General features: G+C 42.3%; 10 protein-coding genes. 3 read left to right on the top strand and 7 right to left on the bottom strand.

From position 1 onward, the window contains the following. Nucleotides 1-16: 16 nt before the first annotated feature. The 3 genes from BEP19_RS04240 to BEP19_RS04230 form a co-directional block, all read right to left on the bottom strand. The gene (locus tag BEP19_RS04240; protein ID WP_120188572.1) at nt 17-1,324 is read right to left on the bottom strand and encodes a globin-coupled sensor protein; all 1,308 of its coding nucleotides are present in this window, start codon (nt 1,322-1,324) and stop codon (nt 17-19) included. 345 nt (nt 1,325-1,669) lie between these two features. Beyond that, entirely contained in the window at nt 1,670-2,233 is a 564-nt protein-coding gene (locus BEP19_RS04235) for a class D sortase (RefSeq protein ID WP_245983326.1), read from the bottom strand. Between the two features lie 93 nt (nt 2,234-2,326). Next, nucleotides 2,327-6,832, bottom strand: coding sequence for a SpaA isopeptide-forming pilin-related protein (locus BEP19_RS04230; protein WP_120188571.1), 4,506 nt, complete (start codon nt 6,830-6,832; stop codon nt 2,327-2,329). Nucleotides 6,833-7,033: 201 nt separating this feature from the next. Here BEP19_RS04230 and BEP19_RS04225 point away from each other — a divergent pair, with 201 nt between their 5' ends. Further along, entirely contained in the window at nt 7,034-10,030 is a 2,997-nt protein-coding gene (locus tag BEP19_RS04225; RefSeq protein ID WP_120188570.1) for an ATP-binding protein, read from the top strand. Between the two features lie 126 nt (nt 10,031-10,156). On the opposite strand, the gene BEP19_RS04220 is transcribed toward BEP19_RS04225, so the two are convergent. Beyond that, nucleotides 10,157-11,869 carry an ABC transporter ATP-binding protein gene (locus tag BEP19_RS04220; RefSeq protein WP_120188569.1) on the bottom strand — a complete coding sequence of 571 codons (1,713 nt, stop codon included), beginning with the start codon at nt 11,867-11,869 and terminating at the stop codon, nt 10,157-10,159. A gap of 180 nt (nt 11,870-12,049) precedes the next feature. On the opposite strand from BEP19_RS04220, the gene BEP19_RS04215 reads away from it, so the two are divergent. Together BEP19_RS04215 and BEP19_RS04210 are read left to right on the top strand one after the other, a co-directional pair. Continuing rightward, nucleotides 12,050-12,646 (top strand): TetR/AcrR family transcriptional regulator, encoded by a 597-nt coding sequence (locus BEP19_RS04215; protein WP_120188568.1) that lies wholly within the window; start codon nt 12,050-12,052, stop codon nt 12,644-12,646. A gap of 32 nt (nt 12,647-12,678) precedes the next feature. Continuing rightward, nucleotides 12,679-13,851 carry an MFS transporter gene (locus BEP19_RS04210; RefSeq protein WP_245983321.1) on the top strand — a complete coding sequence of 391 codons (1,173 nt, stop codon included), beginning with the start codon at nt 12,679-12,681 and terminating at the stop codon, nt 13,849-13,851. Between the two features lie 304 nt (nt 13,852-14,155). Here BEP19_RS04210 and BEP19_RS04205 read toward each other — a convergent pair whose 3' ends face one another. The 3 genes from BEP19_RS04205 to BEP19_RS04195 all read right to left on the bottom strand — a co-directional run bounded on the left by BEP19_RS04205 (nt 14,156) and on the right by BEP19_RS04195 (nt 15,956). After that, complete coding sequence (locus tag BEP19_RS04205; RefSeq protein WP_120188738.1) at nt 14,156-14,692, bottom strand: HPP family protein; 537 nt, start codon at nt 14,690-14,692, stop codon at nt 14,156-14,158. A 157-nt stretch (nt 14,693-14,849) separates the two neighbouring features. Next, entirely contained in the window at nt 14,850-15,221 is a 372-nt protein-coding gene (locus BEP19_RS04200; protein WP_120188567.1) for a DMT family transporter, read from the bottom strand. Nucleotides 15,222-15,317: 96 nt separating this feature from the next. After that, complete coding sequence (locus tag BEP19_RS04195) at nt 15,318-15,956, bottom strand: DUF421 domain-containing protein (protein WP_120188566.1); 639 nt, start codon at nt 15,954-15,956, stop codon at nt 15,318-15,320. Nucleotides 15,957-16,001: the final 45 nt, after the last annotated feature.

Raw genomic sequence — 16,001 nt, 5'->3', positions numbered from 1 at the left:
GGTCTCTTGCCAATCGCTACATATTCGTTGCCAAATGATTTAAAGATTCCGCGGATTCGGCTACTTCCGTTGTTGCCTGACTGATCCCTTCCACAACTTGGACAAGCTCTTGCGCATCCCGTTCGACCTGTTTAATACGGTCCATGCTTTGACTCATTGATGATAGAATCTCATCAAATGTCGTTTGCGTAGCTGTCGACCCTTGCAGGCCTGCTTCCACAATATTTTGGACCTCCGCGATAGATTTCGTAACTTCCGAGGTCAGTTCAAATGACGCTTGAATCAATTCCGTAATTTCCTGAACAGAACCTTTCGATTCTTCGGCTAGCTTTCGGACTTCATCAGCTACAACTGAAAATCCTCTGCCATGTTCCCCCGCTCTTGCCGCTTCAATGGCCGCATTCAACGCCAATAGGTGCGTTTGATCCGCAATCCGTTGAACGAGCAAGATAATTTGCCTAATTTCAAGGGAAGATTCATCCAATTTTCGAACAAATTCCTGCATTTGATCCGCGCCTCCCGCAATCGATTCCATTTGGCCCGCAAGTCCTTCTACCATACCTTGACCGTAATTCGCTAGACGTTCCGTCTCTTTTGAAAGATGAGAACTATCCTGGATCGCTTGATTGACCTCATTTACATTAGCAGAAACTTGTTGAACCGATGCGTTCGTTTGATCTGTTAAGGCCACTAACTCTTCACTTGTCGCGCTAATCTTCGATTTTAACTCCTCTTTTACTTTTTCGTACTGCATCTCTCTTAATCTTAGATGCTCTTTTTCATACTCTGCTAACACGAGCTGTTGTTCAAAATTTAATATTTTTGAAATCGCTTTTCCGGCGAGAACACTGTCCTCTCTGTTCGTTAAATGCTGATTCACGATATCAAACAGGGCGCTTTGCAAATTTTGAAAAGCCCCGATATACCATTTCGGTTCTAACCCGATTCGCACGTGCGCCTGAGCCACACGCAACCTTTTTTGAATAAACGCCTCATCTATTTTTCCGCTAAACATTTCAATCATATGCCCGCTTAACGTATTCCGTAGGCGATCAATCGAGCTGTGTTCATCAATTATTTCCTTTAAATGAGGAATCGCTAAAATCGTATTGTAAAATGCGGATACAATCGTCTCGATATTCTTTTCCACAATCGACTCAAGACTCTTGATCACCTGCAATTCTTTTTTATCAAATTGAATCATTTCCATCTGTTTTCTTATTTCATGATACTGTTGCAAATCAATGCTGACAGTCTGATCGTTGACACTTTTCACCCAATCCAAATTGCTAAGTTGGTTTCTATTTCTTTTCAACGGCCACATCTAGGAACCCTCTCCCCCTACGTACATTTCTTTCAAAGCCTTATTTTTTCTGTCCATTATGTAAAAGACTGACCCTTTTTCACCTCTTATACGAACCCCAAATGATCTTTACAAAACTGTGAAATAGATTGTCTTAATCAGCTAACACTACAAGATGAATTGGATCAAAGAGCATTCCTCGCGACAAGCAGCAGGACCATAAGACTATCAATCGTTAGTTCTTTATGCTCCCCCTATATTTATATCTTACCTTCAATATTCTTGCAATGCATATAAAGCTACATTAAATTCGGAAATTAGTCACACAAATCAGTAGATCAATAAAAACCCCTTGCCTTCTTTGCTTCAACTTTTGGGCTTAGCATATATAATGTAGCGATCAGGAGCATCGCCCACGTACCGAAAAGGATAGCAAGTCGTGACTGTTAACAATTCCTCATCTTGTTCGGGTCGAATCACGGTTGTATCACCAGCCTCGACAATTTCGGTTTCTTCAATAATATAAGTAAAATTGCCGTAAGGCATGTTTACGACCAGTTCATCGCCAATTTCCAGCTCGCCAATCCTGCGAAAAACAGTATCTCGATGACCAGACAATACAATCTGCCCCTTGTCATCCGGAAAAGAGGTACCATAATAATGACCCACACCTCTGCTTAACTCAGATTCGTCAACACCTTCAATAATTGGCAATGTACTGTCTAGTTTTGGCAATGAGAGCACACCGATTTCTTCGCCTATTTTCGGGTCAAAAACAACAGGACCTTCACTCTTTGCTTGGTCCATAATCCTTTGCTCCGCTTTTAATAATGCAGCCTGTTGTTGCTCGTTTGAGGACCACATTTGAATGCCGCTATAACCAAGCAGCGCGATACCGACAATAATCATAAAAGTCGATAACAGCCTCAAGCTAACCCCCTCCTTTCCACAACTTTAAAAGCTTAATGAAAGAAAAACAGGTGGGGAAAGGATTCCTTTTCTCCACCTGTTTAAGAAATTTAACTAGTGTTGCCTTCTTCGACTACCCCACTGTCTTAATCCAAACCCGGCTAAGACGATCACTAATCCCGCTAACGCGTAATTATAGAGCGGTGTCGCAGTATTTGGCAACTGTCGACCATCTTGGTCGAACTTCGTTTTGCCAGACTTCGTTTGTCCAGACTCGCCTGATTGACTATGTCCATCGACTTTGCCTGTGTCGGCTGATTCCGCGCCGCCTGATACAGCATCAGATTGATCGGATTCGCTAGCATCCCCTTGCTCACCTGATTGTCCTGGATCCGTAGATTCAGATGGATCCGCCGGGTCAACTGGCTTGCTTGGATCTAGCGGATCCGTTTGCTCTGGATCTTCAGGATTAATAGGATCCTCTGGATCTTTATTCGGATCTTCAGGATCTACAGGCTTATCGGGATCCTGCGGATTTTTTGGATCCTTAGGATCGGTTGATTTAACATTAGGTATCTTGTCTAATGTAATATCTTTGTGATTTCTTTCGATCTTGATAGTACGAATCGCATCACCAAGTTCATAGCCCTCTGGAGCTTTTGTTTCAACTAACGTATACTCGCCAAGGGCTAAATCGGCTACTTTCGCTTGACCGTTCGCATCTGTTGTTAATGTCGCGACAACTTTGCCATCAGAATCTTTTAATTCAAATGTGGCTCCAGACAATCGATTGCTCTGATCTCTGCTGTCTACCTTAATGATCGAGAGCGAACCTTTTGGATCCGTTGGAGGTGTTCCACCGCCGCCTCCGCTAGGTCGTTTCTTATTCGTAATCTCTAACGCTATGACATGCTCATTATCGTCAATGGTGAAATCGCGCTCCGTTTTGTCGAATTGGTAATTACGCGGAGCCTTTGTTTCTACTAACTTGTAGTCTCCATACGTTAGATTTTTTACTTCCGCTTTGCCATCGGCATCTGTTATAACTGTAGCCACAACTTTGCCATCGGAGTCCCTCACTTCAAACTCGGCGCCAGATAATCGTTTGCTTTTATCGCGGCTGTCAACTTTTATAATTGACACGGAGCCTTCTTTGAACTGCTTGTTTTTGAATTCATATTCAACATTTCTTTCAATATCATTGTTTTGTAGCGTAAAAGAATATTCTTCGTCGCTTAGTTTGTAGCCCCAAGGCGATGTTTTTTCTCGAATAATGTACTTAGTATTAAATTCTAGTTTATCAAAGACAACAATACCATCGCTTGTCGTTGCATCCGACTGTTTCAATACTTCTTTATTCTCATCAAGGAGTTCAAATATTGCTCCTGAGAGTTTCGTTGTATTGTTATCAGCATCAATCTTAATAAGCTTAATACTTCCAGTGATCTTTTCGTTTTTTACCTTGTATTCAACATTTTTATTCTTACTTGTAAGAATGAATCCTTTCACTTCTCCATTTAAAGAATAACCTGTTGGGGCAGAAACCTCTTTAATCGTATAAGGGATTTCAAATCTTAATCGATCAAATAGGACTTCACCGTTGTTCCCTGTACTAGCTTCTCTAATTAAATTTCCATACCTATCATACAAAGCAAACGAAGCGTCTTTTAATCTTTTTGTTTCATCTTCAGCGTCAATCTTTATAATATTCACGCTTCCTGTTGTTCCGCTTGCTCCACCGCTTCCAGACTGATAGGCAATCGTATTGCTAGATGTTCCTTGATCATCGTTCAGGCCATACCCTTTAAAGTTGATCGTATTTTTAAACGGTGATTTTGATGCGTCTAAAATATCCGTTCTAAATACAAGGAGAAAGGCCTCATTATTATTATCTACTTCTGGCATAGTGAAAACAAATTTTCTTTCATTTCCATCATACGAGATATTACTGGCATCCAAGCCATTAACTTCAATGCCTTTTGTCAGATTTCCATTAACGTCCAACTCTTGTTTATAAAGTTTCACGGACGATGTATCTAAAGTCAATCCTTCAGGCAAAACATCCGTTAATATTGCTTTTCCTAGGAGCAGTTTGTTCTGGTTAATCGTTACCTTCCACTCAATAGTCGGTTCACCATTTACAATTGAACCCCCTTTAGCAACAACCGTGTTTTCAATTTTCTTTGTTCCAGTGCTCGATTCGGAAGGGCCAAAGTCGTTTGTTAATGTCGCAGTGTTCTCAACCGTCTTTTCCCCATTTTCCTTGAAGAAAGACTCTGGATCAGCAATGCTAGTTTTAAATATAATTAGCTGTTCTTCAGTAATCGTTCCTAAGGTAATTTTTAGTTTTTTATTATCGTAACTGTGTGTAGCCCCATCTGGAAGTACTAAAGAGTCTTCTACAAGCTCTTGACCGTCTCCTATCACATCCGTCAATACCGCGTTAGGTAACTCCATCTTGTTTTGGTTAACGACAATCTTCCATGTTAACACCCTATCTAGGTAGTCGTAACCTTCATTTGTTTTTTTAATTACTTTACTAGTGACTGTTTGTTTCCCTGTTGATGTGGATTCTGTAATATTGGCTCCCGTCAAAGTTACGCTATTTTCATAACTTTTACTTTTATTTGCAGCTGTGTGTGCTGGGTTGATTACTTTTGTTTTAAAAGTAATAATATAAGTTTTCTCAATCTTGTCAGGGAACGTAAAAGTTAACGTCTGGCCTTCTTGACTAAATATTCCCCCTGGATTCGAATTGATCTCAAAGGAACCTTTGACAAATTCCTGTCCTTTGGGAATCTGGTCCGTTAATACCGCATTTGTAATTTCAACCTCATTCTCGTTCACCGTAATTTTCCACGTAATTTCTTGAGTCGAACGATTATAACCTGCTCCAGTTTTTCGAATCACGCTGGTTTTCGGCCCAATGCCTACTTTATTAGATGAGATGGTTTTTCCAATACTAGGTATAAAGATCTTAGCAACATTCTCGAACTCCGGCATCTCGTGTTGGCCATTATAATATTTTTCAGGCACTTTTGTTGAAAACGTAATGATCTGCTTGCTGGTGATAGCACCCACGAATTGATAACTGAATTCACCATCTTTGTATTCAAAGCCCGTCAAATTTCCATCATTTAATTTTACCGAATCCATAACTAACTCTAGTTCAACTGGAAGTTGATCTATTATGGTAAAGTTCTCTAATTCAAGTTCGTCTTCGTTAACAATAATCTCCCAATCTATCTGTTTGTTCGCATAGTTGTCCTTACCAGATTTCTTAATATAATTTGCATTTGCAGTTACTGTAGTGCTAGATTCTATTTCTTTATCTTCATTATACTTGATCGTTGCTGTGTTTTTCTTTATTAACGAGGTTCCTTCGAAATCGGTAACCTTCGTGTCAAAGGTAATAGCATATGAATCAAGAATCTTGGCAGGAAATTCATAAGTTAGCGTCCCGTTATCCTCACTAAAATTCCCCCGTGGATCTGGACTAACTTTAAAAGATCCATTCACATACTCAAGTCCATCTACCAACGCGTCGCTGAATACAGCGTTTTGCAACGATACCTTTTCCTTATTGAAGTCGACTACCCAGGTAATCGTATTTGTTTGAGCATTATACTTTCCTGTCTTCTTAATGGTAGGCTCAGGTTGCTCAAAGTTTACTTTCACTACAATAGGCTCCGATTTGCCATCCACTTCAAACTTAATTTCAACTGGATTTTGATTTGGTATCTCATTTGGATTAAACTTGGTAGTGATTTCAAACCATCCTTCAACATTGGAGTGAGATCCAACAAACTCCGTAAAAGTGATAACTCCGTTGCCGTCCGTATCAATTTTAACATTTGCTACTTGATCACCGTCAGAATCCAAAGACAAACTGATCGTGTTCATAATAGCAAATATGCCTTCTGGCAATGCAAATTTATAAGTCGCGCCTTCTTGAATCTCATGATCGTTGGGCAGCTGCCAATCATAACGAAGTATAACCTGTTCACTTTTACTAACACTTTCAGCTTGGTCTAGATCCTTGCCATCCTTATCCTTGATGCTTATATTGGTGATAAAAGGGAATTCAACGATTGAATTACCTCCAAATACTCCACCAAATAGCCCCCAAAACAGCCCTGTCTTTTCTTCTTCCTGTTGCTCATCTGGGTTCTCAGCTGATGGCTTCTCGCCATCTACTTGATCTTTGCTGTCTGCATCTTGCTTTTCGGTCTTATCTGTATCTGTATCACTTTCATTACCTTTCTCATCTCCACGATTCTCTCCATCCGAGACTGGTTCAGAGTTGTTGCCTTCATTTTCAGGTTCTAAAGCAACATCTTCTTCCGATTCCCCGTCTTCGAGATTGTCCCCATCTTCAGGAGTGCCTTTCGCAACCTCTTCTACGTTAGATTCAGATTCTTCTTCCCCTGTATTTTGATCTTGCTCTACAGGTCCATCCACTTCCCCATTTTCATCGGATTCGTCTATTACCGAATCTTCAACTGCTTCCTCTGTCCACGACTCTTGCGCAACGACGAGTGGTTGAACACCCATGCCACCAAAAAAGGTTTGAAAGAGCAAAGCGAATAATAGGGATAGTTGAGCGATTCTTCTAACCAATTTCTGCTCACCGTCTTTCTATATGTAATTACATTCCATTATAAATGGGTGAACTATACAGATTCTGTACAGAATTTGGACTTAATTGGAAAGTGGAAGAAATATGAGACAAAACCGTCTCCCACAGGGTATGATCATGCTGAGAGCACACGTAACAGTGGACAGACTACCTTAAATTGTTTGAAACGGATGGAGACATAAATGAGCTTAAACATTTCAAAAGATAAATCGAAAGCGGTCCTTATTCTATTAATCATGATCGTTGTTTTAACGAGTTTTCGATTGTTGTGGTTAAATTACCATACACCGGCTGAACAACCTTTTGCCAAAAATGGAATGTTGGACTTGCGGGGTTTTACGCTGGATGAGGATTCGATTACGTTAGATGGAGAGTGGGTGTTTTATCCCGAACAATTGGTCGAACCTAACAAACTGAACCTAGCGAGAGACAATGAAATAAGGAGCATAGGGAAGAATTTAGATAAAAAAGACGGAGAGCCGTTTGGAACGTATCATTTAAAAATCCAGCTGGATGAAGCGTCAGACTCTGATGCTGTCTACTCAATCCAAATTCCATCTATTAACACGGCAACCGCTTTGTTTGTAAACGGAAACTTAAAAGGAAATTCTGGTGTTGTCGCGACAACTCCCGAACACCATATCGGAAAAGGAAGTCCATATATCGCTTCATTTTCAGCGGAAAAAGGCGAGATAGACCTCGTATTACACGTGTCCAACTTTGATACGATGAAAGGGATTTCAATTGCAAAACCGCTTCAATTTAGTTACACAGAGGTAATCGCGAAAGAACAAAGTTTTGCTCAGATTCTACTCATCAGTATGGTAACCATCCTTTTTCTGCATAGTATATACAGCCTTCTTATCTATATTTTGATTCATCGAGATAAAATTTTTCTATTTTTTACACTCGGATTCACTTTTCCAGCGATCGATGAGCTCGTGACGTATAGCAACGCCACCTTCGATTGGCTTCAATTAAATTATGCCTGGTCGTTCAAACTGAGGGAATTCATCTATCTCGCAGCGCCTTTCTTCCTCGTGCAGTTAATGAGAATGCTGCTCACGAATTATAAACAATACAAGCGTTTTCGGTGGTTTACAATCGCCTATGGAATTGGCGCGGCCCTAATCATTCTGCTGCCCATTCAAGCGATTATGCAAGTGGATGTTCTGTTTTTTTCGCTTTACTTTGTCTCATTCCTATCTGTTATTACGCTCGCTTTGAAAGAATACTTCCAATTCAAGGATGAGTCGTTTCTCATTGCGATCGTCGTCGTCAGTACGACTTCTGGAATTGTCTGGGGACTTATTAAGGATGTTCACGGCCTACAAATCCCTTTCTATCCTTTCGATTACCTTTGCGCATTTCTCGGTTTTGCTGTTTTTTGGTTCAAACGATTCTACCGACAAAATCGGCAAGTCGTTGAACTGGTCGATGAGCTGAAACGGGCCGATCAACTGAAAGACGAATTTTTAGTGGAAAGCACGGATAAACTTTGGAGTCCATTGAATAAGATGACAACGATCGCCCAAACGCTTTTTGACCGCAAGCAAAGTTCATTTACTTACCGCGACCGAAGCGATCTAAATTATTTGATAAATATTGGCAGGGGGATGTCCTACGTCCTTTATGATTTGCTAGATTTCACACGTTTAAAAGAGCATATGATTCAAGTCCACCCGAAAAACGCGAGCATTCAAGCAGTAATCGCCGGAGTGTTTGATCTCGTGAAACATTTGGCTGATGGGAAGCAAGTTGAACTTGTCTCAACTGTTCCCCCGCAATTTCCTCGTGTGTTAGCCGATGAAAGCAGACTCAACCAGATTTGCTTTAATCTAATAGAAACGGTGATCGCGAATACGGGAGCGGGAAAAGTCACAGTTCATGCAGAAGTCTGCAATCAGATGGCTATCATCTATGTGCGGGATAACGGAGAGATTGCAAACAAACAGGAACAACTCAATCGGGACGCTTTTGGGCTCAGATTGGACGTATCCAGACAGCTGATTGAATTACATGGCGGACGCTTGGCTATAAAATCAGAAGCCGATAAAGAAACGGTGTTCACTTTTAGCTTGCCGTTAAGTCATGATCAAGATAATGAAGATGATGAAGAGTCTGCATATGAACAAATCGTCGAAGACAATCAGACACAATTCTCCGTAGATCTCATTCACATCTTGATCGTTGATGATGATCCGGGGAGTTTACGGGTGATTGAAGGACTATTTCCAGCTGAACTTTATAATGTTGTCACAGTAATGAGCGGCAAAGAAGCGCTTCCATTAATACATGCGTTGGAATGGGACCTGATCATTATCGATGGCCTGATGCCCTATATGTCTGGTTATGAATTGACCAAATGGATTCGAAAACGATACACACTACTTGAGCTACCGATCCTATTACTAACATCACGCGGCGCAATGACCGAAATCAATGTTGCTTTTACGATTGGCGCGAACGATTACGTAATAAAACCGATCAATGCCGTGGAATTAAAGTCTCGCAGTGTAGCCTTGATCGATCTCAAAAAGTCCATCATCGAACGACATGCGATGGAATCGGCGTGGCTTCAGGCGCAAATTCGTCCCCATTTTTTATTTAACACCTTAAATACGATTGCGAGTCTGAGCCAAATTGACCCTGATCGGATGATCCGTTTGCTCGATACGTTTGGCAAATATTTATATCGAAGTTTTAAAGAAGATAACCTGCAGCAACTGATTCCAATTCAAGACGAACTTGAGCTTGTCAAATCCTATGTTTATATCGAAAAGGAAAGGTTTGGGGATCGCCTGCAAGTTGAGTGGAATATTGATAAATCGATCCATATCAAAGTACCACCGCTCTCGATCCAAACGTTAGTTGAAAATGCAGTCCAACACGGCGTCCTGAAAAAGCGGAAGAGTGGAACCGTTTGGATCCGTGTAACAGATGAGGAAACACATGCGCGGATTGCAATCGTCGATGATGGGATCGGAATGGATGCCGAAAAAGTAAACAACCTACTTGACGCCCAACGAAAAAGCGGAGCCGGAATTGGCCTGCCCAATACAAATAATCGAATTAAAAGGATTTTCGGATCGGGCCTAACAATCAAAAGTTTACCGCGCAAAGGAACAACCGTAGAATTTATCGTTCCTAAAGATTTAGATGCCTCCCCAAAAATATAAAAAAAGCCATAGACTTCTAATTTCAGGAGGTCTATGGCTTTCCTATTCATCAGGGTCAAATTTAAGCGGAGTTTTCTCCTGCTATTAAAGCCCCTGCCACAGCCGCATGACAATTTCAGTTTCGAGCTACGAAAACTGCGCCTCATGCAATCGGCTATAAGCGCCTTCTCGCGTCAATAATTGCTGATGACTGCCTTGCTCTTCCACACCATCTTTCGTGATCACGACAATTCGGTCGGCATCTTTGATCGTTGCCAAACGGTGGGCGATGACGATGGTCGTGCGGCCGATCGTCAGTTCCGATAGCGCCTGCTGAATCGCCGCCTCTGTTTCCGTATCCAAAGCCGATGTCGCTTCGTCCAAAATGAGGATAGATGGATTTTTCAGAAATAAGCGGGCGATCGAGAGACGTTGCTTTTGTCCGCCTGACAATTTCACGCCACGCTCCCCAATCAACGTGTCCAACCCGTCATCAAGCGACATAATCACATCTTCCAACTGCGCTCGGCGGGCCGCTTCCCAAATTTCTTCTTCGGTTGCGTCTAGTTTTCCATAAGCAATATTTTCCCGAACGGTGCCATCGAATAAAAAGACGTCTTGTTGCACAATCCCAATTTGCGAACGCAGAGATTCAAGCTTGATCTGTTTCGTGTCAATCCCATCGATTTTAATCGTTCCTTCATTCACATCATAAAATCGCGGCAACAAACTGCAAATCGTCGTTTTACCCGCGCCTGAAGGTCCAACAAGGGCAACCGTTTCCCCTGCTCGGATTGATAAATTGAAATCTTTTAGAATTGTTTGATCAGACTCATACCCAAACTTAACGTTGTTAAATTCGATGTTCCCTTTTAAATGAGGAACCTCTATCGCATCTGGTCTATCCTTAATATCCGGATCGGATTCGAGCAAATCGAGGTAGCGTCGAAAACCCGCAATCCCTTTTGGGTACAACTCAATAACCGCATTGATTTGCTTGATCGGCGCCAAAAAGATATTCGACAATAAAATAAACGCGATAAATTCTCCACTCGTTAATTGCTTTTGTAACACAAACCACGTGCCGCACAACAGCACAAAAATGGATACGACCTTCATTAAAATACTGCTGATTGAAGAGTTCCAAGCCATCAACCAGTAGGCGCTCAGTTTCGTCGTTCGAAATTGCTCGTTATTCACCTTGAATTGATCAATTTCGTGTTGCTCGTTTGCAAAAGCTTGTACCACTCTCATCCCGCTTACATTGTTTTCCACACGGGCATTGTAGTTCGCAACGTCGGCAAACATACTGCGAAATGCCCCCGTCATTTTTCGACTGAAAAACAGGGACAGAAAAATAATAATCGGAATGACGGCAAATGTAAGCAAGGCGAGCTGTGGGTTAATCCACAACATTAATCCGAAGGCGCCAAGCAATGTCATGATCGCGATGAACACATCTTCAGGTCCATGATGAGCTAGTTCGCCAATGTCCATCAAATCATTCGTCATCCGTGACACGAGATGTCCCGTTTTGTTGTTGTCAAAAAAGCGGAAAGACTGCCGTTGCACATGAACAAATAAATTCTTTCGCATGTCTGTCTCGATATTCACACCGAGCATATGACCCCAATAGGTAACCACAAACTGCAAGCAGGCGCTGATCACATAGATGGCCAACAACCCGACACATGCCCAAAATATGATTGCCCATTGTCCCGATGGCAACAGATCGTCTACAACGCGATTAACAGCGAGCGGGAACGCCAACTCAAATAATGCCGCTAAAATCGCGCAGGAAAAATCAAGCGCAAACAACCCTTTATACGGTTGGTAATACGAAAAGAATTTTTTAAACAATTCATCACACTCCAAAACTAAAAAAAGTACGCGCTCCGTTTAGGGAACTACTCTATTTTAACATTATTCGACATCAAGCGAGCACATCACTTTTTGACAAAGGTGACTGATTTGATTTAAAGTATAGATCGTTGACTGATCAGTCAACCAATTACATCTACTAAAAAAGGGTCGATAACGATGTCTACAAAAAGGATTGATAAATTTCAAAAGATTCGTGATCAACGTTATGAGCAACTAAGTCAAGCAGCTTTGCAACTGTTTAGCTCCAAAGGGTTTGCGGCGACAAAAATTAGTGAAATTACCTCTTCCGTCAATTTAAGTCATGGCTTATTTTATCATTACTTTGATTCAAAAGAGGATGCGTATGTTTCGATCGTGTTGGATGTGTTAGATCTTTTTATTCGAAGTGTGGATGATGCGGCAAGTCAATCAGGTTCTCCGCGCGATCAACTCGTCTGGCTGACCAAAATGTCTCATGAAGGGGCCACAAAAAAGGGCCTTTATCGCCACGTAATTTTGCTCCAAGCCTTTGACTCGAAGGAGCTGTCCGATGAAGTCAAGCAGACGATGAGCGAAAAATATAAGTCGGCTATTGACGGTATCAGCCGCATCATTGCAAACGGACAAGAGCAGGGTCTGTTCATCGATGGAGATCCAACGGAATTGGCCATTTACTTTATGTCCCTCTCACATGGACTGAATCTATGGAATGCGCGCGATATTTTACAAGTGGAAATATCAGTTGATAAAGTGCTGCGCCTCATTGAACGATAAGTTAAATTTCAAAGGAAAAAGAGCGTGATTGAATGAATAAAATGTTAAAACCAACGATTATTTCCATTGGGATGGCGACCGTGATGGCTGGGGCTGCCATTTCACCTGCTTTAGGTCTGATCGCGCAGGAGTTCCCTACTGCCGATCCCGTCCTCATTAAATTAATTTTGACGGCCCCATCGCTGATGATCATCCCGTTTTCTTTTTTATGTAGTTATTTAACGACAAAAATAACGAAAAAGTCACTCCTGATGGCTGGGTTAGTCATCTATCTATTAAGCGGGGTCGGCGCCCAATTTATGAATTCGATTGAATCGCTGCTCGCGTTTCGCTTAGCGCTTGGAGCTGGGGTAGGATTAGTGATGCCGCTTTCAATGTCCTTGATTAGCGACTATTTTACAGGGGAAGAACGAACGCAAATGATGGGGTATAACTCCGCCTTTAGTAATTTCGGCGGAATCGTTACGATGATGCTCGCGGGATACCTCGCAACGTTTGGCTGGAGAGTCCCTTTTAACGTGTATTTTATCGGGTTGATCATCATGATTTTGGTGTTCTTTTTCCTACCGAGAGGTACGGTCGAAAAACGAACAGGCAATCAACCGCGCAAAAAAATTCCATTGGTAGTGTATGGTTATGCTGTATCGATGGGCGGCGTGATGCTTGTTTATTATTCGATCGCGACCAACATGGCCTTGTATATGGAACAAAATAATTTAGGCGGCGCCGGTTTAGCCGGAACCGTCATTTCGTTTACAACGGTCGGCGGTATGACGACCAGCATACTCCTCGTACGATTGCAAGGTTTATTGAAAAACTATATTATTCCTATCACACTGTTAGTCATGGGAATCGCATTTTCAATATTATCCCTAATGAACAATCTGCCGCTCGTTTTCATTTCCGTTTGCTTAATCGGTTTCGGGCAAGGGATTTTATTTCCGGTTCTTTTAGTTAAAGTAATCAATGCGGTCGAGCCGCAACAAAGCGATCGAGCGATAGCAATCACTTCCAGTATGATATTTATTGGACAATTTTTATCTCCTATCTTATTGAACGGAATCGGGCGCCTAGTTGGTATGCCTACCATTCGTTTTGAGTATGGCGCGATCGCAGTTGGTTTAGGCATCGCCATTGTCTTCACCTTTATATCCGTCATTCGGTCTCAAAACTCAAACGCCGATATGCAAGAAGCTGCCTCGTAAAAATAGGATGGAAAAGAGGCCATTGCAGCGCCTGGATACTAGATTCCGTGGACGTAATCGAGATCTAGCGGGAGTTCTGACCTTTACAGCCGACAAGTCCCAAATTATCCGAGTGTAACGGGAGTTGGGGCCATTACAGCGCCTGGATACTAGAATCCGTCGACGTGATCGAGTTCTAGCGGGAGTTCTGACCTTTACAAAAAGGCAAGCCCTCCTCAAAAACAACAAAAGCAGGTAAAGCGATTTGCTTTACCTGCTTTTGTTTTACCCAATCCATCCCATCCAAGCCGATCCGACGCCGCCGTTAAAACCAAAAGGTCGGGTACTGACGCGCGCTTCGTAAATTGTTAATAATCAAGCCAAGCGCCACAATCAGCACTGCGCCGATCAACACGGGAGCGACTAAATAACTCCAACCGTATCCGCCCAACATGACTACAATCGGGTCCGCTCCCGCTGGCGGATGAGTTGTTTTGGTAACGAGCATGACCATGATTGCCAAACCAACAGCTAAAGCGATCGACCAGGGTTGGTTTCCAAACAAATGATACATCGTCAAGCCGATCAGTCCCGATAAAAAATGGCCGCCAATCACGTTGCGTGGTTGTGACAAAGGCGCGTTCCAAACGCCAAAAACAAGTACGCAACTAGCCCCAAACGGCGCCATTAACCAAGTCGCGTTCGTCACATCGGTCAACCAAACCAAGCTAAGAATCGTCAGAAATCCACCAATAAGACCCGTAAGCGCATCTTTTCCATTCACTTTAAGTGGGCTTCTCCCTGACCCTTTCATTTTAGATAAATAACGAATTAACGCGCTCGGTTGTTCCTCCAGCGGCATCTCCTCTTTTTGCGTGATTTGCAAACCGCTACACCCCTTCTACTCTACTTTTTCTATCCCTATCAACTTTCGACTTTTATAAATCTCCAACTTTTCAATTCATATCATAGAGAAAAACAATCATGCCGTCAATCTGGATCCACCTGCCCTCGTGAGCTCATTCATCCCCGACCGCCACGTCGTTTTGTGAGCTCACTTCTAGTTGCGTCTTTGAATCGCCGCCGATATTTAACAATACGACACCGATGATGATCAACAAAATAGCCGTTACCTTTGTCACTGTTAACGACTCCTGAAAAATAAAGTAACCAATAATCGCAATCGCCGCCGTACCGACTCCCGACCAAATCGCGTAAGCGATACTAACAGAAATGGTTCGAAAAGAAAAGCTCAAACAAATAAACGCCAGTAAATAAAATAATAGCATCAAAGCAGACGGAATCCATTTTGAAAATCCATCCGATAGTTTCATAGAAACGGTGCCTGCAATCTCAAGTAAAATCGCACTTGTCAAAAAGAACCACGCCAAACCTCTATCCCTCCCCCAACCCATTCATTCTCACCCGCGCGCTTCTGAAAAAGATCGAAAAAAAGCAACGGGAGCAGCTCAACTGCTCACCGTTGACTATTGCAATCGTTGCGGAGGCGGTTCATCATGCCCTTTGTGAACGACTTCCGTAAAGATGTTTTCCCCTGATTCACTTTGCGGAACAATCGGCTTCGAAACAAGCCGATTTTGTTCGTCAGCCAATCGAATATATGGCAATCTCTCGTTGATCAAATTCAGTACGTCTTGAATATCCTCTTTGGTCGCGGGCTGCGCTTTCTCTTTTAACATGTAACCCATTTTACCATTCGGCTCCAACGTTGCCCATTGCACATCGCCCACTTTCGCAACATTGACCTGCCTCAATTGCATTTCCAGTTGATCAACGGTTAACCTCAACTTCTTTAAATTCTTTTCTACAATTTGCCCGTTTTCAATGAGTGAAATCGCTTGACCTGTCACCAGTTTTTCAAAGGCGTCCGATTTAACTTCCAAGTATTCCATCGCAATCTGTGTAAGCACTAACACGAAACCGACCGCGAATGTCGCCCAAATATTTTTTCCAACGATCGGCTGCACTAACAACGACCCGATCCCGATCATGATGACCGTTTGAACGAGGGTCATCTGAGAAATCGATTTTCTACCCGCAATCCGTAACAATAAAGTGCCGCCGACAACAACGAGCGCTGCTTTCCAAATTAAGCTCAAATCCATTTGCGTACACACCTCCAATGCCATCCTGAGAAAAAGAAAATAACT

The organism is Ammoniphilus oxalaticus, from assembly GCF_003609605.1.
GTDB lineage: Bacteria > Bacillota > Bacilli > Aneurinibacillales > RAOX-1 > Ammoniphilus > Ammoniphilus oxalaticus.
The sequence above is the reverse complement of the archived record's forward strand: the minus strand, read 5'-3'. Positions and strand labels throughout refer to the sequence as shown.